This window comes from Halomonas maura (assembly GCF_030409305.1).
GTDB lineage: Bacteria > Pseudomonadota > Gammaproteobacteria > Pseudomonadales > Halomonadaceae > Halomonas > Halomonas maura.
This window is the reverse complement of sequence record NZ_JAUFPQ010000031.1, coordinates 94,713-113,351: the sequence shown is the minus strand read 5'-3', so window position 1 is coordinate 113,351 and position 18,639 is coordinate 94,713. Positions and strand designations below refer to the sequence as shown.

Genomic DNA, 18,639 nt, shown 5'->3' with positions numbered 1-18,639 from the left:
GGATGACGAGAGGGTGACGACGATGAACACAGTGGAATACTTGAGTGCCTATGCGGAAGGCTGGTCCAAGGGCGATGCCGAGATGATCCTGCAGGCCAGCGCGGACGGCTATACCTTCGATGATCCCAATGTCGGCGTCGTCTCGAGGGAGGCGTTTTCGGAGTACCTGGTGACGTTGAAGGAGGCCGTCGCGTCACAATGTAACGGCCGGGTTCCGGAGCCCTTCATGGAGCTCACCGAGGTGCTCACCCAGGAGAATGAGGGTGTCCTCACGGCGTCGTGCTGGTGGGCCGTCCCGGGCACGCAGATCAAGGGCAGCGGCCTGATCAAGGTCGACGCCAACGGCGTGCGTTCCGAGGTGATCACCTATTACACCAAGCTTGGCGGCTGAGCTGCAGGCGCCACGCCCGCGCCGCTCAGTCACCGATGGCGAGAGGCGGGAGGTCCAGCCTCCTCCGGGACTCTGCCGTTGATTGACGGCCTCCTCCGGGACAGGCGCCGTCTGCCCGATCGACCCGCTCGCGGTGTGGGAGACCGAACCGGCGGCGCGTCCGCTCGCCTTGGGGTCGGCATTCGTGGTGGAAGCTGATAAGCAGGCTAGGTATCTTGGTGCCTGTCCGCTTCCGGGCCGGGGGCACCGACATCCCGGCCCCTCCCCCGATGGCATTCCGCGAGGACCCATGAACCCCACCATCGAATTGCTGAAATCCCATCGTTCGATCCGCAAGTTCACCGAGCAGAAGATCCCCCGGGAACTGCTGCGGGAGCTGATCCGCGCCGGCCAGAGTGCCGCCACCTCCAGCCATGTCCAGGCGTACAGCGTCATCCACGTGACGAACCCGGCCAACCGCGAGCAGGTCGCCGAACTCGCCGGCGGCCAGGCCTATGTGGCGAATGCCTCCGACTTCCTGGTGTTCTGCGCCGACATGAAGCGCCCCACCGAGGCCTCCGAGCGTACCGGCGCCAACGTCGTGCGCGGCATGACCGAGCAGCTGCTGGTGGCCAGCGTCGACACCGCCCTGATGGCGCAGAACGTGGCGATCGCCGCCGAGTCCGAGGGCCTGGGCATCTGCTACATCGGCGGCATCCGCAACCAGCCCCAGGCGATCAGCGACCTGCTGCGGCTGCCCGAGCAAGTCTATCCGGTGTTCGGCATGTGCCTCGGCTACCCGGCCCACGATCCCGATGTGAAGCCGCGGCTGCCGGTGGAGGCGATCCTCAAGGAGGATCACTACGACGAGGATCACGAGCAGGTGGCGGCCTTCGACGACGCCATGCAGCGCTACTACCGCGAGCGCAGTGGCGGCAACAAGGAGTCCGACTGGTCGCGCAACCTCACCCCGCTCTTCGATACCAAGCTGCGCCCTCATATGCGCGGCTTCCTGATCGAGCGCGGCTTCGAGATGAAGTGACATTCCGCCTCGGCCATGGATGTAGCGCAGGCGGCATCATGCCGCAGGCGGAGCATGGCGATCCCGTGCTGCATGAAGTGGCCTCAGGTGCCCGGCATCCCGGCCGCCAGGGCCGGAATGTCCCGCGGGCCGCCCCAGGGAGCCCTGCGTTGAGGGAGCGAGATGAGGCGCGATGTCATCCTGCCTACTCTTGTCGGGACGCCAGCCTCCGAGAGCTTGCCTCAACCACCGTCCGCTCGCTCGCCGGGGCGCATCTATCACGGCGACAGCCGGGTCGCCGATACCCGAAATGTCATCGAACGGTGCGAGCGTGGCGATCCATACCGGCCTGACCTGCGAAGTGAGTTCCCGAAGGGGAGGCGGAGATCACGGTGCTGTCGGTGTCCTCCGGCGAGCCCCACTGCGTTCGCGTGAATCATCGAGCGGGCGGTCTACTCACTGTGACCTGTTTCAGGGAAGATCATGGAAAATCGAGAGAATATCGTCTTCGGTGCAGGACCGCTGGGCTTATGGGTGGCTCGAGTGCTGGCTGGGCAAGGCAGGCAGGTCGCGGTCGTCAATCGAAGCGGAAAGCTGACCCATGACGTGCCGGGTCAGATTCAGGTCATTGCCGGGAATGCCGATGATCCGGCAGAGGTCTACGAAATCTGCAAAGGAGCGGATTCGGTCTTCCATTGTGCCATGCCACCCTATACCCAATGGCCAGACAAGTTTCCCTCGTTGACAGGAGGCATTCTCGGTGGGGTGAAACAAGCCGGCTGCAAGTTGATTTATGGTGACAATCTCTATGGGTATGGTGATACCAAAGGTCTTCCGCTAACCGAGGAGCTTCCTTGCAAGGCCACGGGTCGCAAGGGGAAGGTGAGGGCGTCAATGGCCGAGCTGCTGTTGAGCGAGGCAGACGTAAGGGTCGTGATAGGCAGGGGTTCTGATTTCTATGGGCCTTTGGTGACGCATTCCGCGCTTGGTGAATCGTTCTTCAAGGCGGCGTTATCAGGTAAACCTGCCAATCTGCTGGGTAATGTGGATTTGCCGCATACCTATACATACATCAAGGATTTTGCCGGGGCGTTAGTCAAGCTCAGTGACCATGAAGACGCCCTTGGTCAGGTCTGGCACGTACCCAATGCGCCGACCATGACAACCCGGCAACTGGTTTCCATGGTTGAGCAGCACATCGGCAGGCCAATCAAGATACGTGCTGTCGGCAAGTCCATGGTGGCGTTGTTGGGGGTGTTCAATCCGATGCTGAGGGAGGTGAAGGAGATGATGTATGAATGGGAGCAGCCATACATCGTCGAGCACAAGCGATATGCGGAGAGGTTTGGTGATGACAGCACGCCTCATGACATGGCGATCAAGGAAACCATCGAGTGGTACCGGGAACACGTCATGGTCTGAACATGGCATAACACCAGTCGCGTCACCTGACCGCCGCCTGCGGCGTCATGCGTGCCGTTGACGGCAGGTGAGCTGCCGCCCTCCACCAAAGGTGCCGCGAGGTCTGCCGTCACCGGCGTGATCATGTCGCCCACATCGAGAATGCAGCGCAAGGCATGGGTCGGCATCGTTGGCCCCAGGTGGGCGAGGGCGGCGAAGGCGACCTGGGAGCCCGTTGTCTCCTGCACGCTGACCGTCAGGCCGGCGGCGAGGCGGATGTCGCGCTGACGGCAATCGCGGATCAGCCCGCCTCCCTTCGATAGCTTGCAGCTCAGGCGGCCATCACGCTGCAGGCGCAGCATGGTAACCACGTTGGTCAGGAAGATCAGACTCTCGGCGAGGGGGCCGCCGACCGAGCCGGTCAGCAGGTTGCTGGTGACCCAGCACAGCGCGGCGCCGGCCAGGGCGCCGCCGCCGGGCGCCCAGGAAAAGGGGCGATGGACTACTTGAAGCGGGTACGCGCCCGCTCGAGGGATGCGCTCAGCGAGCTCCAGGCACGCTCCGCGCCGGCCTTGACGTCCTCCCAGGCGTCGTCGCTGGAGTTGCGCAGTTCGTCGAGCTTCTGGCGCATGTCGTCGCGTTTCGCCTCGAGCTGATTGAGCTCCTGGTCTTGCTCCTGCTTGATCCGCGCATCGGCCTCGGCCCCCCTGGCACGAGCCTTGAACTTGTCCATCTCGGCCTGCAGCTCGTCCAGCTTGGCGCGCAGCTTCTGCTCGTAGGCATTCCTGTCGCTCATGGGAATCCTCCTGTCCGTCTGCCGGTATGGGGAACCTTCAAGATAGCCTCTCGTCGGGCGAATGAGGACTTCCCGCAGGGTGGCACACCGACCCAGGGCGGTGGCAAGGCCGCGGCACGCCCGCACGCCAGCCTCGGGGGGGGGGGGGCGCTGCGCCAGGCCGGCGGCGTCATCGACCGGGACGGCTTCCCGTCGTTCAGCGACTGCCTGGGCCACGCCGGGCAAGCGGCGTGGCCCGGTAGCCGCCATGGTCACGGGGGCGCTGTCTCTGCGTGAGGGCACAGCCCCCCCGGCACCCGCAGCACCCAGTCGCGGATCGCCCGCACCGTCGGGTCATCGCGACGGCTCTCCGGATAGACCAGATAGAACGGCTTGCCTTCCAGTTCCGGCCCGAAGGGCTGCACCAGGCGCCCCTCCGCCAGCGCATCGGCGATCAGCGGGCGACTCATCAGCGCCACGCCCTGACCGCCGATGGCGGCGGAGACGGTGTGGGTCTCGTCGGAAAAGACCAGCCCGGCGCCGACATCCAGCCCCGGCACCTTGGCCCGCTTCTGCCAGCCGGCCCAGTCCAGGGGCGTCACCGAGCCGCCCTGGGGGCGAAAGTGAATCAGCGGATGGCCGGGCAGCTCGGACGGATCGTTCAGGTTGAGCTGGGGGCTGCAGGCCGGGATGAAGGTGTTGTCGAACAGCTTCTCCGCCACCAGCCCCGGCCACTGGCCGTCGCCGTAGCGAATCGCCAGATCCGCGGTCACGCCGTCCAGCGCCACCGGCTCGTGGGAGGCATGGATACGCAGGTCGATCTCCGGGTGCGACTCCCGCAGCAGGCACACCCAGGGCAGCAGCCAGCGCACGGCTACCGCCGGGGTGGTGGAGAGCGTGGCCGCCTGACGCACGGGCGGCGCCTTCAGCCGCTCCACGGCCTCCCCGATGCTGTCGAACGCCGCTTCCAGGGTCTGGAAGAGCTCTCTGCCCTGGGGCGTGAGCACCAGCTGCCGGGGCTTGCGCACGAACAGCGCCACCTGCAGGGCATCCTCCAGGCCGCGGATGTGATGACTGATGGCCGTGGCCGTGACGGACAGCTCATCGGCCGCCCGCTTGGCGCTCTCGTGGCGGGCGGCGGCCTCGAACGCCCGCAGGGCCGAGAGCGAGGGTAATCGGCGAGGGCTCATGGTTGAATTCACCTCATCTATAGCGGCAACTATTCATCGTTTGTGGCTCCGAATGCTCGGGCATAGGCTCAAGTCACCCTCAACGATGAGTGAGTTCAACTCACAAGACAAGGAGCCCGACATGACCCATATCCTGCAACTGGACGCCAGCGCCCGCCCCGGCCTCGCCGGCACCGATGAGCACGGTTCGCTCAGCCGCCGCCTCAGCCAGCGCTTCGTCACCGGCTGGCAGGCCCGCCAGCCGGACGCCACCGTGACCCATCGCGATGTGGGCGGCACCCCGCCGTCCTTCATCGACCAGCGCTGGATCCAGGCCGCCTTCACCCCGCCGGAACGCCAGGAACCCTGGATGGCCGAGGTGCTCGCCGAGAGCGATCGGCTGATCGACGAGCTGACGGCCGCCGACGTCGTGGTGATCGGCGCGCCGCTGTACAACTTCGGCATGCCGGCGGCGCTGAAGGCCTGGGTGGACCTGGTGGTGCGCATGGGGCGCACGGTGGACTTTGACCCGAGCCGGCCGGACGACCCCTTCACGCCCCTGCTGGCCGATCGGCCGCGTCACGCCATCATCCTGTCGTCACGGGGCGGTGCCGGCTTCGGGCCCGGCGGCGAGCTGGCCCATATGAATCATCTGGAGCCCGGCCTGGCCACGGCGCTGGAATTCATCGGCATCACCCGCATCCACCGGGTGGCGATCGAGCATCAGGAGGAAGGCGGGGAGCGGCTGGCCGCCTCCCTCGCGGAAGCAGAGCGCCGGGTGGATGCGCTGATCGGCCGGCTGCAGGAGCTGAGTCTGGCCCACCGCGAGCCGGCGGTCACGGCCTGAGGGGCGACCACCGTGGCGTCATCGAGGACAGCCCCTGGGGAATCCCCTGGGGCTGTCCCCCGCATTCCTTGGCGTTCCTTGTAGATTTGGGGGCGCTCCATTCGACTACCAGATACCACCATCCACGAACTGCACGGAGAATGGAGATGCTGCTTAGCAACAAGAATGCCGTGATTTATGGGGCTGGCGGGGCCATCGGTCGTGCGGTGGCCCTCGCGTTTGCCCGGGAGGGAGCAGGCGTCTTCCTCGCCGGCCGCACGCTTTCAAAGCTCGATGCGGTCGCGAAGGAAATCTCCACGGCGGGCGGTTTCGCCGAGACGGCGGTTGTCGACGCGCTCGACGAACAGGCCATCGAAGCGCACGCCGTCGAGATCATCCGCAAGGTGGGACCTATCGATATCTCGTTCAACGCCATCGGCATGGACGACGTTCAGGGCACCCCGCTCGTCGAGATGTCGCTCGAGGATTTCGCCCGCCCGATCAACAGGGCGACGCGGTCGCAGTTCCTGACGGCCACCACCGCGGCGCGGCACATGGTCAGGCAGGGGGCGGGGGTGATCTTGATGCTTACGGCGACACCCGCGCGCCTAGCCATTCCACACTGTGGAGGCTTCGGCGTGGCGTGTGCGGCGCTGGAAGGCTTATGCCGACAACTCGCCGCTGAGGTTGGGCCCAACGGCGTGCGGGTGGTTTGCCTGCGTTCGGCCGGCTCCCCGGAGTCGATCCCCGAAACGATGGATACTCACGCCGCCGCCGGCAAGATGACACGGGATGACTTCATCGCCTCGCTCGAAGAGATGACCTTGCTCAAGCGCTTGCCGGCCCTGGCCGAGGTCGGCGACATGGCCGCGCTCATGGCGTCAGATCATGCACGTTCGATGACCGGGACAGTCGCCAACATGACCTGCGGTGCGATCGTCGACTAAGTGTTGTCTGAAACAACGGCGAGCAATGGCCGGGCTAGCGCCGGGCGTCAGGATGTCTTCAGCGGCGGCCAGCTCCACCGCAACCCGCCGGTAACGTCATCCGGTTCCATCCCGAGCGAGTGCACGATGGGCACTCGGGGAGTGGGTGGGGACGTGGATACGCGACGGTAGCCTGCCGTCGCCGCGCCATGCGCGCACTGCCTCGGCGTCACACGGATGCGCGGGCCGCTACCGATTCGAGCGGTGGAGCTCGGCGTCCATCGCCTCTCCAGCATATGCATCCAGGCCGTCCTTCCCCTCCGATGCCTACCCCACGACTGCTGCCTCGCCCCCTGCAAGGGCGCAGCGACCGATTTCGCCTTCGCTGAATTCCAGGACCTGGTCCCGACCCACCGGCCTCAGGCTCCGGCGATCCTCGCCGGCGTCGCGTCGGCACGGCCTTGACCATGCGGACGCACGCTGGCTCTGTCGATGCCGTCGAGACATGGTTTTCATCTGGAGATTCAGCGTGACAGAATCGGCACCACGCGCTTCGATGGATTTCGAAGCGTTCATCGTCGGCGCCGGGCCCTCGGACCCATCAATCGCCTGTCGCCGATCAGCTACTATCCCGACCAGGACCTGTTCCTGAAGTTGGCTCGGAAACTGGCGCCCGGATGACAGCAACGGAGCTGTCCTCGATACCGAATAACCAACGAGGATCGGGGGGAGTGCGTCCTCAGGGCCGGAAATGAATCAATAGGTACCCCATGTTCAGCCGAATTTCTCCTTCTCTCCCTTCTGCCGCCCTGGGCTTTTCGCTGCTTGTTGCAAGCTGCGGGGCATCCGCGTTCACCTTGTCGGAAGGCGAGGGACGTTTCAGGTACTCCCTCCCGGGTAGCGATCAGCAACTTGATGTCTATACCTACTTGCCCGACGACATGACCCGCAAGTCCCCGATCGTCATGGTGATGCATGGCGCCGGGCGCAATGCTCGGTACAACCGGGACGCCTGGGAAGAGAGGGCCGAAGAGTACGGGTTCGTTGTCATCGCGCCGGAATTCAACAAACAGGACTATCCAGGAAGCAGGAACTACAACAGGGGAAACCTGGTCGACAGGAAATCCGAGCAGCCCAACCCACCGGAGGAATGGTCATACAGCGTTATCGAGCCACTATTCGAGGACGTGGCGGAGACGCTGAGCTCGACCAGAGAGGGGTACTATCTTTTCGGTCATAGTGCCGGATGCCAGGCTGCCCATCGACTGCTGACCTTCGATATCACCACCAAGGTAGAGGCGCTGGTATGCAGCGCGGCAGGGGTATGGACGCTTCCGGATGACAACATGAATTGGCACTTTGGATTGAAGGATGACCCCCTGGATGTGGATACGACGGATCAGGCCGACTTTTTCGCCATGCCGGCGCTGATCATGGTGGGTGAAGATGACGACGACCCCGATCATTCCAATCTTGCAAACTCCTCCAGCGCGAGGGCGCTGGGCGCGAACCGCGTAGAACGCGCCATCAATTACTTCGAAACGTCGGCAGAGCAGGCCGAGCGCCTCGAAGTACCATTCAACTGGAATTTCTACATCGTGCCCGACGCCGATCACAGCACCAGCCAGGCGGCTGAATTCGCCGCTGACCAGCTTGCCCGCTTCGAACGCGGTGAGGGTTTTGTCGACATGGAGCCCTGACCCACTGCCCGTTCGAGGGCGATGCCGCGTACGTCTCGTTGGGCGATCCGACCGCTGTGGCGTGGACGCTGAGCGGCCGTGCCAGGGCATGGGGCAATGGTGGGCAGGTTGGCGTTGTATGCCGAGCAGGCCGAGACAGGGGGGGAGCGCCAACGTGGAATGAGCGACCCTCCCGACCTCCCGTGAGACACGAGGCGCCGTCCGCGAAGCCGGCGCCTGCCGCTGAAGCGGCGAATCCTGGCCAATTCCGCAATAATGTCCAAGCCCGTAGCCTGGGCCAGGCCTAGGCTATGCCTGAGTGGCGTTCCGGGAGGCAGGGCATGGCGAAGCAACGCAGTCGGTTCGACTACTTCAACAGCCGGCATATCCCCGAGCTGACGGTACTGCAGGCGGCGCTGAGCGATTTCAGCTACGACCGTCATGCCCATGAGGAGTACGCCTTCGGCGTCACTCTCGTCGGGCGGCAGGATTTCTTCAGCGGCGGCCAGTTCCACCGCAGCCCGCCGGGCAACGTCATCCAGTTCAATCCCGAGCAAGTGCACGATGGGCACCCGGGGGGCGACAGCGCACTGGGGTATGTCATGACCTACGTGCCGGCCGCCCACCTCGAGGCACTGTTCGCCGATGCGGCGGGATGCGAGCGTGCCGGCAACTTCCGGTGCGGCGAGACCCTGATTGCGGATCCCGAGTTGCGCCGTGCCATCCTGGACCTCGCCGATCTGGTGACCCATCGGTTGGGCACGCGTATCGATCAGGAGCAGGCCCTCCATCAGGTGGCGACACGCCTCGTTCAGCGTGCCGGCCATTATCAGCCGGGCGGCAGGTTGAGCCGGCCCGATGCGCTGCTGCTGCGGGCCAGGGACTACATCCTCGCGCACCTCGAGGACGATGTGTCGCTGGACGATATCAGCCAGGCCGCACACCTCTCGAAGTATCACTTCCTGCGCCTGTTCCGGCAGCAGTTCGGCATCACGCCGCACCAGTATGTGCTCAACCGCCGGGTCAATGCCGCGCGCCGCCTGCTGGCGGCGGGGGCGGCGCCCACTCAGGTGGCCTTCCGCTATGGCTTTACCGACCTCAGCCATTTCAATCGCCGCTTCAAGCGCGTCTATGGCATGACGCCCCTCCAGTACCAGCGCTGCGTCACCCAATAACCCGAGGCTTCCCCCATGCTAGAGATCGTCGCCTATGCCCTGGGCGTCATGTACACGCCTGGGCCCGTGAACCTGCTCGGCCTCAATGCGGGCCTCAACGGCCAGGCCAGGACCTCCATCGGCTTCTTCGGCGGGGTGGGGCTGGCCATGCTGGTACTCTTCCTGGCGTTCGGCTGGGTCGGTGCGGCCTGGGTGCGCGGCGACATGCTCGCCGGGGTGGGGGCGCTGGGATGCGCCTATATCCTCTACCTCGCCCTTAAGGTCGCCCGCTCCAGTATCGAGCCGGGGGCCATTCGCCGGGCGTCGCGCGTGCTGAGCTTTCGCGATGGCCTGATCATGCAACTCTGCAACCCCAAGGGCATGATCGCGACCCTGCCGATCGCCACCATCCAGTTCCCCGCCGCCGGCATCCATGGCGCCAGCCTGCTGCTCTGGTCGCTGGGGCTGGCGGCGCTGGCCTTCGGCGCCCCCGGCAGCTATGCGCTGATCGGTGCCGTGGTCGGGCAGCGCATCGACAACCCGACGATTCTCAAGGGGTTCAGCCTGGCGATGGCCGCACTGCTGGTGTGGGTCGCGTTATCGATCAGCTATGAGCACGTGTGGCTGCCGCTGGCAGCGGGCGAGCCTTGAGGGGACCTTGCGAAGCCAGGGGCCTCGCACCGCCGGCTCGACGCGGGCAGGGCCTTCGCAGCGTGCCTGCCGGCTACTCCTCGAAGCGCCCCGTGACGTCGCGATCGCGCTCGTAGCGTCTCAGGTGCGGAAACGGCGGCAGCCAGGACTCGCGACGGCTAACCCAGCTTTCGTAGGTCGGCATCAGTTGATCAGGGGCATCCAGGGACCCCAGGTGCACTTCGATCTCGTCTTCGCTGCGCGCGAACACCGACGAGCCACAGCGGGGGCAGAAAAATCGCCCGGCGTAGTCGCGTGTCTCGCCTTCGATCGTCACCGCCTCCCGGGGAAACACCGCGGACGCGTAGAACAGGGCCCCATGATGCTTGCGGCAGTCGAGACAGTGACACAGGCCGACCCGGTAGGGGCGTCCCGACGCCAGGATGCGAACGCGGCCGCAAAGGCAACCGCCGGTGACTCGGTCCATGCTGCGTCTCCTCGGTATCCAGCGGCTCCACGATGGGCTGGCGATCCCCTGCGAGAGCCGGTCGAACGAGGCATCCGTCTGGGCTGATCGGACCCGGCAACCTTCTGCTCATTCTCGCCAGCGGTCAGGGCGTCAACGGGCCTTGGGCGATCGCCTCGCCGAGGCGGTCGACGGCGGAGGCGAGCGTCTCGTCGACGCCATGCAGAGAGTCCGTCCAGTCGTCGACGTGGTGCCGCTTCGCCTGGCAGGCGATGCGCTGCACGCATCCTGCGCTCCCCTCGCAGCCCATGGCCGTTCTCATGGGAAAGTAGCCAGACAGCCAGGAAGCGCAAGTGCGACGAAGCCGAGCCCGGCCTGCTCCCGGGACGCCGCGCCGATAGCGAGTCGCCTGACAGCCTCGCTATCGCCGTCTAGTCTGGCTGAGGGAGTAGCGCGCATCCGACCGGCGAACGCGGCAGGGAGGGTGCGATGCTCGACCCCGCCAGGGACACAGCAGCCGAGGTGACGGATGAAGGTCAAGCGCATCATGGCCAATACGGCCACGGAGGATCTCGACAAGGCGGAGGCCTTCTACGGGGGCCTCCTGGGCCTGGAGCGGCTCATGGATCACGGCTGGTTTCGCACCTACGGCTCGGACGAGCGGATGCGGGTCCAGGTGAGCTTCGCTTCGGAGGGCGGCTCGGGGACGCCAGTGCCCGACTTCTCCATCGAGGTCGACGATCTCGAGGCGGCGCTGGCGCGCTTCGAGGAGGCGGACATTCCCATCGAATACGGCCCCGTCAGCGAGCCCTGGGGCGTGCGGCGCTTCTACGTCCGCGACCCGTTCGGCAAGCTGGTCAATATCCTGCAGCACGAGTGAGCGCGTCCAGCCGGGACGCGGACAATGTTCAGTTTCCAAGCGGTGCGCTGTCGCAGCCGTGTCACCAAGAGGCCAGTTAACGTCTCATGTGATGGCGAGGATCGCGAGGATCGCGCGGGTCCACAGGGAGGCAGGTGATGACACAGGCAGGCAAGGCAGACGAGACGTCACCCTCGGCACGGATCGACCAGCGGATCGAGGAGCTCGGCGACTGGCGCGGGGAGATGCTGCGTCGAGTCCGTGAACTCATCAAGGCCGCCGATCCCGGGATCACGGAAGAGTGGAAGTGGAGAGGCACGCCCACCTGGACTCACGACGGCATCGTCTGCACGGGGGAATCCTACCAGCACCACGTGAAGCTCACCTTCGCCAAGGGCGCCTCGCTGGAGGACCCCGCCGGGTTGTTCAATGCCAGCCTGGACGGCAAGGTGCGCCGTGCCATCGATATCCACCAGGGCGACCGCATCGACGAGCCGGCCTTCGAAGGGCTCATACGCGCCGCCGTAGCGCTCAACATGGCTGGCAGGCAGGGATGATCGGTTACGTGAATCGGGCAAGGATGCTATGAAATACGAATATGCACTCAAAAGCGATGGGGACGGAGGCTACCAGCGAGTTTACCCAAGCTCTCTTCATGACCCGGTTCTTCGAGAGTCGCTAAAGGGCGAGGTTCTGCTGGGTTGATTCCATTTCCTGCCCTGACAGCCTGACACCGAGCCCTCCTGCCAAGACTGATACGCTTTTTTTGCGGCTTTCTGACCCTGTTATGGTCTCGGCCTATCTGTCACCTTGGCCGCATCGCAGGCATGCCCGGCTTGTCGTCTCGTGCGAGGCGATGGGCCGACGAGAGGGGCAGGGCGAAGCGGGCCGAATATGCCCATGATGATGGGCCGAACTTTCAGGGTGGAGAGTGGTTGTCATGGTGATATACGTTGCGTTTTTCCTGATCTTCGTCGGTGTGACGCTCGCGCTCTATCAGGTGTACAGCGTGCACTACGCGATCAACTTCGAGGACGAGGAGGAGCGTCCGGAGCGGGTCAACCAGGCTCTGAAGGCGTTGGCCGACGAGGCTCGGGGGTGTGCCGACGGCGAGCCGTCAGCGGGCTTCGTGCAGGCGGTGCGGCGCATCTTCGGTAGCGGCGTCGAGGCGCGCCTGGTGCTGGCGGCAGTCGCATCCGGCAGGCAGAAGGCCTTCGCGGAGCCGTTGCTGCGCCGCAAGCGGCGGATCAAGACGAACGGCGAGCTGAGGATCGCGCACCTGCCGTTCTGGAAGACCCGCCCGCCGGCCCGCTACCGGCGGGGGCCGGTGTTGATGATCGTCATGGCCAGCAGCCTTCTGGCGCTGTTCTGGGGCGCGGCGAGCATCTTCACGGCGGCCTATCCGGTGGCGGCTCCCTCGCTGGCCTGGGCCAACAGCGTTTTCGTGCTGACGGCACTGGTCTATGCGTCGGCGCTGCTGGCCTACGGGGCCTCGAAGCTGGACCTCTACCTGCACGATATCCAGCAGATCGGCCGGCTGAACCGGCGCGTGAACGGCTCAGAAGGCGTCGAGCAACTCGCCTAGTCGCTCCATGGCCGCTTCGCTGCGCGGCGTCCAGGGGTGGCCGTAGCTCAGGCGCAGGCAGTGGCGAAAGCCGCGGGTCGCGGAGAAGATGGGGCCCGGCGCGACGCTGATGCCTTGCTCCAGCGCCATGCGGAACAGGCGCAGGGCATCCACCCGCTCGGGAAACTCGAACCACAGGAAGTAGCCGCCGGCGGGGCGCGTGGCGAGCGTCTCGGCGGGAAAGCAGCGTGCGGCCGCGGCCAGCATCTGCCCCTGCTGGGTCTCCAGGGCATGGCGCAGCCGGCGAAGGTGGCGGTCGTAGCCGCCGTGCTGGAGGTAGTCGGCGATGGCGGCCTGGGCCGGCAGCGAGGGCGAGATGGTCGTCATCAGCTTGAGCCGCGAGATCCGTTCCGCGTAGCGGCCGCCCGCCACCCAGCCGACCCGATAGCCCGGCGCCAGGCACTTCGAGAAGGAGCCGCAGTGAATGACCAGGCCCTCGTCGTCGAACTGCTTGACCGGCCTGGGCGGCGTGGTGCCGAAGTGCAGCTCCGCATAGGCGTCGTCCTCGATCAGCGGCACCTGGTATCGCTTGATCAGCGCGTAGAGCGCGCGCTTCTTGTCCTGGTCGAGACTGGCACCCAGCGGGTTCTGCAGGTGGCTCATGAACCAGCAGGCCTTGATCGGCATCCTGGCCAGGCTGTCCGCCAGCACCGCGAGATCGATGCCCTCGCGGGGATGCACGGGGATCTCCACGGCCTTGAGCTTCAGGCGCTCCAGCACCTGCAGGCTGGCATAGAAGGCGGGGGATTCGATGGCGACCAGATCGCCGGGCGAGGTGGCGCATTGCAGCCCGAGGTTCAGCGCCTCCATGGCGCCGTTGGTGATGACCAGTTCGTCGGGCGGCAGTGGCATGCCCTTCAGCGTGTAGCGCAGCACGATCTGGCGGCGCAGGTCGGGGTCGCCCGCCGTCATGTCCTTGAGCACGTCGTCGCCGGACATTCCGCGCAGCGCCTTGGCCATGCTGCGGGCCAGGCGCGCGAGCGGGAAGAGCTCGGGGCTGGGGAAGGCGGAGCCGAACGGCACGGTCTGGGGGTCCTGAAGCGAATCGAGCACCGAGAACACCAGCTCGCTGACCGAGACGTCGGCGGTATCCTGCCGGCGTGGCGTCATTCTCGGTTCGTGCAGCACGCGCCGGGCCTGTTCGCGCACGTAATAGCCGGAGCGCGACTTCGCCACGATCAGCCCGCGGTCCTCCAGCAGGTAATAGGCCTGGAAGACGGTGGACGGGCTGATGCCGTACTCGCGGCTCGCCTGGCGCACCGAGGGCACCCGCTCGCCTGGAGCCAGCACGCCATCGCGGATCAGCTCGGCGATCTCGGCGGCGAAGCGTTCGTAGCGTTTCATCGGCCGCCCGACCCTGGCCGCATCACCGGCTCGCGCGCCGAGTCCATCAACCGGCCACGGTCGCTTCGGGAAAGCGCCCCCTTCCAGAGTGGCGGGAAGGAGGCGAACGGTGCCTTGCTCGAATACGCCATGGAGTCAGCAGCCTGGGTGAAGGAAAAAAGATCAAGGAGGGGGTAATTCCATCACGGCGAACACGGCAGCGGAAGCCTTCGACGAGGCGCGGGGCTTCCATGGGGGCGCACTGAGCTCGTCGAGCCTCTGGCGGATTTCCTCGCCTGTCGCCTCGAGCCGATCGACCTCCTGCTCCTGCTCGAATCGCGCATCGGCCCCGGCACTCCCGCACGCCACCCTCGGGGGAGGGCGGCTCGCCGATCACCTGGCAGACGACAGAATGCCCAGGGCGAACTATCGTTGGCTCATGCCGAGGTCGGATAGGCCGTGACCCCGATACCGTGTCGGCGGGGCAGAGGGTGATCCAGAACACTAGCGATATCGAGCAGCAACGGGCGGCCATCGAGCAGCCGTGGCGTCGCATGGCAGCGGAATGGCTCGGAATCGTCGATGCTTGTCTGGCGGAGGTGCCATGAAGTCTCTTTCGAGCACAGGGTTCGCGATCTTCGGGGCAGCGCTGGTCGCGATCAGTTTCGGGCTCGCACGCTTCGCCTTCGGGCTGTTCGTGCCCCCGATCCGCGACGAGCTGGCACTCACGCCGGACGTGATCGGCATCATCGGCGCGCTGCCGCTGATCAGCTTCCTGCTGGCCACGGTGATCGCGCCCTTCACCGCCGACCATCTCGGTGCCCGCAACGCGGCGATGCTATCCGGTCTGTTCGGCGTCGGCGGTCTGGCGCTGATCAGTCAGGCCGGCGACGCGCTGATGCTCGGCGCCGGGGTGTTCGCCTGCGGCATCTGCACCGGCCTGATGATGCCGGCGCTCACGGCGGCCATGCAGGCGATGGTGAAACGCTCGCTGCACGGCCGCGTCAGCTCGGTGATGAACGCGGGCACCAGCATCGGCGTGATCGTCGCCGTGCCGACGGTGCTGTTCCTGGTCGGCGCCTGGCGCTTCGCGTACCTCTCCTTCGCCGTCCTGGCGGGCCTCGGCGTGATCGCCGCTTGGCTCTTCCTGCCCTCGGTCTCGCGGATCACGCCGGCGAACGCCGCGCCGCCGCCCCCGCTCGGCGAACTGCCGTGGTCGCGTCTCGTCAGGCTCTCGCTGTTTGCCTACGTGATGGGCTTCGTCTCCTCCGCGTACTGGATCTTCGCGCCCGACCTGGTGGTCACCCTCGGCGGCCTGCCGGCCGGCGCCACCGGCTGGCTATGGCTCGCGGTGGGCATCGCCGGCCTCGGCGGCGCGGTGGTGGCCGACCTGGCCGATCGCAACAACCCGCCCATCACGCATTCCCTGATGCTGATGATGCTGTCGGCGAGCCTGGCATTGCTCGCGGCCAGCCCCGGCCAGACGGTGCTGGCGGCCTTTTCCGCGCTGGTCTTTGGCCTGGCCTACATGAGCCTGACGGGGCTCTACCTGATGACCGGTATCCGCCTGTTGCCGGGCCGGCTGTCGATGGGGCCGGTACTGCCCTTCATGGCGGTATCGCTCGGCCAGGCGACCGGCTCGCCGGTCGTCGGGGGGCTGGTCAATGGCTTCGGCTACGCCGATGCGTTCGCCATGTTCGCCGCGCTCGGCATCCTGGCGGCCATCCTGTCGCCCCTCTATCCGGGCCACATCGAGCATGGGGCCGCGGAGGAAGCCGAGGAGGACGCCGGCCTGCAGGCGGCCTACGACCACCAGCTCCAGAACGAGCAGGGCGAGCCGCTGCCGGAGCCCGTCGAGGACGCATCGGAAAAGCCCGCGGTCAGCTCATAAGGGCGGCCGCGGCGCTAGCCGGGACCTGGGGAAATCGTCGGGGGCAGCTTCCGGTGAAGCCGGGTCTGTCCCCCGACTTCGCTCTTCGCGCCGGCGGTGGGCTCATTGGTACTTGTGCTGCCAGCCCTTGACCGCGATCTGCTCCTTGAGCAGCTCCAGCATGTCCACCAGCACCTGCTCGGTGATCTGTTCGGTGTGGGCATCGGTGCGCAGCCAGGCATCGAAGCCGCTCTCGGCAAGGTGCTCCACCAGCGCGGAGAACTCCGCCGACTTCAGCCCCGCCAGGGCCTCGTCGACCAGGTGGCAGGCCAGGTCGGAGAGCGAGGCCTCGAGCCCCCGGGCCAGCTGGCTGCCCAGCGGCAGGCGCCCGAGGCGCTTGAGCTCCGGGCTCTCCGCCAGGGTGCGGCCGACCAGCCCACGCACGTAGCGCAGGGTGTCGTCGCGGTTGCGGGCATAGGCGTCGCCCGCCATGGCCTCCAGCCGCTGGCTGATCTCGCGGATCAGCGCCTCCTTGCGGGGCCGCACCACCCGTTCGATCACCGGGGTGGACAGCCCGTCGCCGGCGCGGATCTCCTGCTGGACGTTGTCGAGCATGCGGATGGCGATGCGGTCGGTGAGCTCCTCCAGCAGGATGTCGTAGTACTTGGCGACCACGGCGTAGAGGCGCCAGCGGCGCACGTCGATCAGGCCCATGCGCTGCAGGCGGTGCAGCAGCGAGATGACGCGCAGGATGCGCAGCAGCCGGAAGCCGCCCAGCGGGATGCAGCCGAGCACGTCGTACCAGTGCACGAAGGGGTAGAAGAACCAGCGGTGGTAGTGCCGCTCGGCGATGGCCACCGCCCAGCCCAGCAGCACGTCGAGCAGGAAGATGGCCACGAACATCAGGTCGATGGTGATGAAGTTGGCATGGATGTGCCGGTCGTAGGCGGCGTGCAGGCCGGGGGCGACGGCCTCGAAGGCGGCGTTCAGTGGGGGCAGCAGGAACAGGCTGTCGAACAGCAGCAGGGCCAGGTTGGCGATCACCAGCACGATGATGAGCAGATCCCACACCAGGTGGGCCCGCTCCAGGGCGGGCGAGGTCGTGCGGGTGGCGGGCATGGCGCCTCCTTGAGCTCTATGCCGGAAAGGTTCTTTCCAGCCTAGAAGGTCGGCGCGTCGGCGACACCTCGAGCGTGCCGCACTTCTCCCTGGCAGCGGGGCGGGTGGTACGGCGGCATCACCGGCGCCAGGCGGGCGGGGGCACGATCAGCCGTCGCTGGCGTCACCGACGGTCTGGATGACCTCGAAGCCCTCGAACTTGGGCGGGCCCAGGTACAGTCCCTCGCGACGGCTCTGGCCGGCATTGGCGTGGGCGGCGCGGAACGCCTCGGAGTGCGTCCAGGCCTCGAAGTCCTCGCGCGAGCGCCAGACGGTATGGGAGGCGTAGAGGACGTGATCCTCTTCCTCGGGACCGCGCAGCATATGGAACTCGACGAAGCCGGGCAGGCCCTGCAGGTGCGTCTCGCGCTCCAGCCAGATCTGCTCGAATTCCTCGACTCTCTCGGGATTGACCCGGAAACGGTTCATGGCGATGAACATGGTGGGGCTCCTTGTCGTCAGCGGCGTAGGGGGTCCGGGGACGATGACACCTTCACCGGTGGTGGGCAAGGCCACGGCATGCCGCCGCGCGGCGCGCTGCCCCACACCGGCCACGGGCCTGCCATGCCCCGGCGCCTCAGCGCTGCAACAGGCCCTGGCCGATCGCCTCGCCGAGGCGGTCGACGGCGGCGGCCAGCTTCTCGTCGATGACATGGAGATATTCCGTCCAGTCATCGACGTGGTGCAGTTCCGCCTTGCCGTCCGAGATGCCGCGCAGCACGACCAGCGGTACGTCGAAGCGCGTGCAGGCGCGCAGGCAGGCATAGCTCTCCATGTCCACCATGTCGGCGGCGATGGCGGCATAGGCCGCGCCCGAGACGATATTGGCGCCGGTCGACAGCGACGCCTCGCGAATGCCGGGAATGCGCAGCGGCAGCGGAAGGATCGCCGGCAGGTCGAGAAAGGGCGTGGCGCCCTTCTCGAAGCCCAGCGGCGAGGCGTCCATGTCGCGGTAGGCGACCGAGGTGGCCTGATAGACCTCGGTCTGCTCGAGATGTCGGCTGCCCGCCGAGCCCAGCGACACCACCAGGTCCGGCAGGCGCCCGCGCGCCTCCAGCTCGGCCAGCGCGGCGGTGAGCTCGACCGCCGCCTCGACCGGCCCCACGCCGGTCATGAAGGGGGTGAAACGTTCCCTGAGGTGCGGGCCGTATTCGGCATCCGCCGCCATCACGAAGAGCACGGAGCGGCCGCCCAGGTCCGTCAGTGGCGCCGGTGCGCGTGGTGTCTGGTTCATCCCGAGAGTCTCCTGCAGTCCATGATCGCCACCATCATGGCGGGCAGGGGCGTTGGCGCCAAGCGCGATGGCCCGGTTGGTGCTGGGCTGCCCGTTTCTGTAAGACTGACGTAGATCAAAAGCCTAAGTGAAATTGTCACCAAGGAGTGACATT

21 protein-coding genes are annotated in these 18,639 nt (G+C 66.4%); 12 read left to right on the top strand and 9 right to left on the bottom strand.

The features are described 5' to 3' along the window. Window positions 1-13 precede the first annotated feature (13 nt). From QWY76_RS19440 to QWY76_RS19430, 3 genes are all read left to right on the top strand, one after another. Window positions 14-391: a nuclear transport factor 2 family protein gene (locus QWY76_RS19440; RefSeq protein WP_290313197.1), complete on the top strand. Its 378-nt coding sequence runs from the start codon at window positions 14-16 to the stop codon at window positions 389-391. A 289-nt stretch (window positions 392-680) separates the two neighbouring features. Then, entirely contained in the window at window positions 681-1,412 is a 732-nt protein-coding gene (nfsA, locus tag QWY76_RS19435) for an oxygen-insensitive NADPH nitroreductase (RefSeq protein ID WP_290313196.1), read from the top strand. Window positions 1,413-1,874: 462 nt separating this feature from the next. Next, complete coding sequence (locus tag QWY76_RS19430; protein ID WP_290313195.1) at window positions 1,875-2,813, top strand: SDR family oxidoreductase; 939 nt, start codon at window positions 1,875-1,877, stop codon at window positions 2,811-2,813. Here QWY76_RS19430 and QWY76_RS19425 read toward each other — a convergent pair. From QWY76_RS19425 to QWY76_RS19415, 3 genes are all read right to left on the bottom strand, one after another. Then, window positions 2,756-3,241 carry a YgjV family protein gene (locus QWY76_RS19425; protein ID WP_290313285.1) on the bottom strand — a complete coding sequence of 162 codons (486 nt, stop codon included), beginning with the start codon at window positions 3,239-3,241 and terminating at the stop codon, window positions 2,756-2,758. The two genes, QWY76_RS19430 and QWY76_RS19425, sit on opposite strands and share 58 nt — an antisense overlap. A 53-nt stretch (window positions 3,242-3,294) precedes the next feature. Then, window positions 3,295-3,588: a sll1863 family stress response protein gene (locus QWY76_RS19420; RefSeq protein WP_290313193.1), complete on the bottom strand. Its 294-nt coding sequence runs from the start codon at window positions 3,586-3,588 to the stop codon at window positions 3,295-3,297. 251 nt (window positions 3,589-3,839) lie between these two features. Beyond that, complete coding sequence (locus tag QWY76_RS19415; RefSeq protein ID WP_290313190.1) at window positions 3,840-4,757, bottom strand: LysR substrate-binding domain-containing protein; 918 nt, start codon at window positions 4,755-4,757, stop codon at window positions 3,840-3,842. A 121-nt stretch (window positions 4,758-4,878) separates the two neighbouring features. Between QWY76_RS19415 and QWY76_RS19410 the strand changes: the two genes are divergently transcribed. The 5 genes from QWY76_RS19410 (at window position 4,879) to QWY76_RS19390 (ending at window position 9,972) form a co-directional block, all read left to right on the top strand. Further along, entirely contained in the window at window positions 4,879-5,583 is a 705-nt protein-coding gene (locus tag QWY76_RS19410) for an FMN-dependent NADH-azoreductase (protein ID WP_290313189.1), read from the top strand. A 146-nt stretch (window positions 5,584-5,729) separates the two neighbouring features. Further along, entirely contained in the window at window positions 5,730-6,509 is a 780-nt protein-coding gene (locus tag QWY76_RS19405) for an SDR family NAD(P)-dependent oxidoreductase (protein WP_290313188.1), read from the top strand. A 749-nt stretch (window positions 6,510-7,258) separates the two neighbouring features. Then, the gene (locus QWY76_RS19400) at window positions 7,259-8,188 is read left to right on the top strand and encodes a hypothetical protein (RefSeq protein WP_290313187.1); all 930 of its coding nucleotides are present in this window, start codon (window positions 7,259-7,261) and stop codon (window positions 8,186-8,188) included. A 320-nt stretch (window positions 8,189-8,508) separates the two neighbouring features. Continuing rightward, window positions 8,509-9,342 (top strand): AraC family transcriptional regulator, encoded by an 834-nt coding sequence (locus QWY76_RS19395; protein ID WP_290313186.1) that lies wholly within the window; start codon window positions 8,509-8,511, stop codon window positions 9,340-9,342. Window positions 9,343-9,357: 15 nt separating this feature from the next. Beyond that, window positions 9,358-9,972: a LysE family translocator gene (locus tag QWY76_RS19390; RefSeq protein ID WP_290313185.1), complete on the top strand. Its 615-nt coding sequence runs from the start codon at window positions 9,358-9,360 to the stop codon at window positions 9,970-9,972. 73 nt (window positions 9,973-10,045) lie between these two features. On the opposite strand, the gene QWY76_RS19385 is transcribed toward QWY76_RS19390, so the two are convergent. Both QWY76_RS19385 and QWY76_RS19380 read right to left on the bottom strand, forming a co-directional pair. Beyond that, entirely contained in the window at window positions 10,046-10,438 is a 393-nt protein-coding gene (locus QWY76_RS19385) for a GFA family protein (RefSeq protein WP_290313184.1), read from the bottom strand. 124 nt (window positions 10,439-10,562) lie between these two features. Further along, window positions 10,563-10,700: a hypothetical protein gene (locus tag QWY76_RS19380; RefSeq protein WP_290313183.1), complete on the bottom strand. Its 138-nt coding sequence runs from the start codon at window positions 10,698-10,700 to the stop codon at window positions 10,563-10,565. Between the two features lie 246 nt (window positions 10,701-10,946). On the opposite strand from QWY76_RS19380, the gene QWY76_RS19375 reads away from it, so the two are divergent. The 3 genes from QWY76_RS19375 to QWY76_RS19365 all read left to right on the top strand — a co-directional run bounded on the left by QWY76_RS19375 (window position 10,947) and on the right by QWY76_RS19365 (window position 12,861). Next, window positions 10,947-11,297, top strand: coding sequence for a VOC family protein (locus QWY76_RS19375; RefSeq protein WP_290313182.1), 351 nt, complete (start codon window positions 10,947-10,949; stop codon window positions 11,295-11,297). A gap of 137 nt (window positions 11,298-11,434) precedes the next feature. Then, a complete protein-coding gene (locus QWY76_RS19370; protein ID WP_290313181.1) occupies window positions 11,435-11,833 on the top strand; it encodes a DUF1801 domain-containing protein in 399 nt (132 codons plus the stop codon). Between the two features lie 383 nt (window positions 11,834-12,216). After that, window positions 12,217-12,861 carry a hypothetical protein gene (locus QWY76_RS19365; protein WP_290313180.1) on the top strand — a complete coding sequence of 215 codons (645 nt, stop codon included), beginning with the start codon at window positions 12,217-12,219 and terminating at the stop codon, window positions 12,859-12,861. Here the strand turns inward: QWY76_RS19365 and mapR are convergent. Continuing rightward, window positions 12,835-14,244, bottom strand: a complete 1,410-nt coding sequence (gene mapR / locus QWY76_RS19360; RefSeq protein ID WP_290313179.1) for a GntR family transcriptional regulator MpaR — start codon at window positions 14,242-14,244, stop codon at window positions 12,835-12,837. The genes QWY76_RS19365 and mapR overlap by 27 nt on opposite strands. A 583-nt stretch (window positions 14,245-14,827) precedes the next feature. Between mapR and QWY76_RS19355 the strand changes: the two genes are divergently transcribed. Continuing rightward, window positions 14,828-16,114, top strand: a complete 1,287-nt coding sequence (locus tag QWY76_RS19355; RefSeq protein ID WP_290313178.1) for an MFS transporter — start codon at window positions 14,828-14,830, stop codon at window positions 16,112-16,114. Window positions 16,115-16,216: 102 nt separating this feature from the next. On the opposite strand, the gene QWY76_RS19350 is transcribed toward QWY76_RS19355, so the two are convergent. From QWY76_RS19350 to QWY76_RS19340, 3 genes are all read right to left on the bottom strand, one after another. Continuing rightward, on the bottom strand, window positions 16,217-17,212 hold the full coding sequence (locus QWY76_RS19350) for an ion transporter (RefSeq protein WP_290313177.1): 996 nt from the start codon (window positions 17,210-17,212) through the stop codon (window positions 16,217-16,219). A 147-nt stretch (window positions 17,213-17,359) separates the two neighbouring features. Further along, window positions 17,360-17,692 carry a heme-degrading protein HmuQ gene (gene hmuQ, locus QWY76_RS19345; protein ID WP_290313176.1) on the bottom strand — a complete coding sequence of 111 codons (333 nt, stop codon included), beginning with the start codon at window positions 17,690-17,692 and terminating at the stop codon, window positions 17,360-17,362. Window positions 17,693-17,828: 136 nt separating this feature from the next. Next, entirely contained in the window at window positions 17,829-18,485 is a 657-nt protein-coding gene (locus tag QWY76_RS19340) for a 5'-methylthioadenosine/S-adenosylhomocysteine nucleosidase (RefSeq protein ID WP_290313175.1), read from the bottom strand. Window positions 18,486-18,639 lie beyond the last annotated feature (154 nt).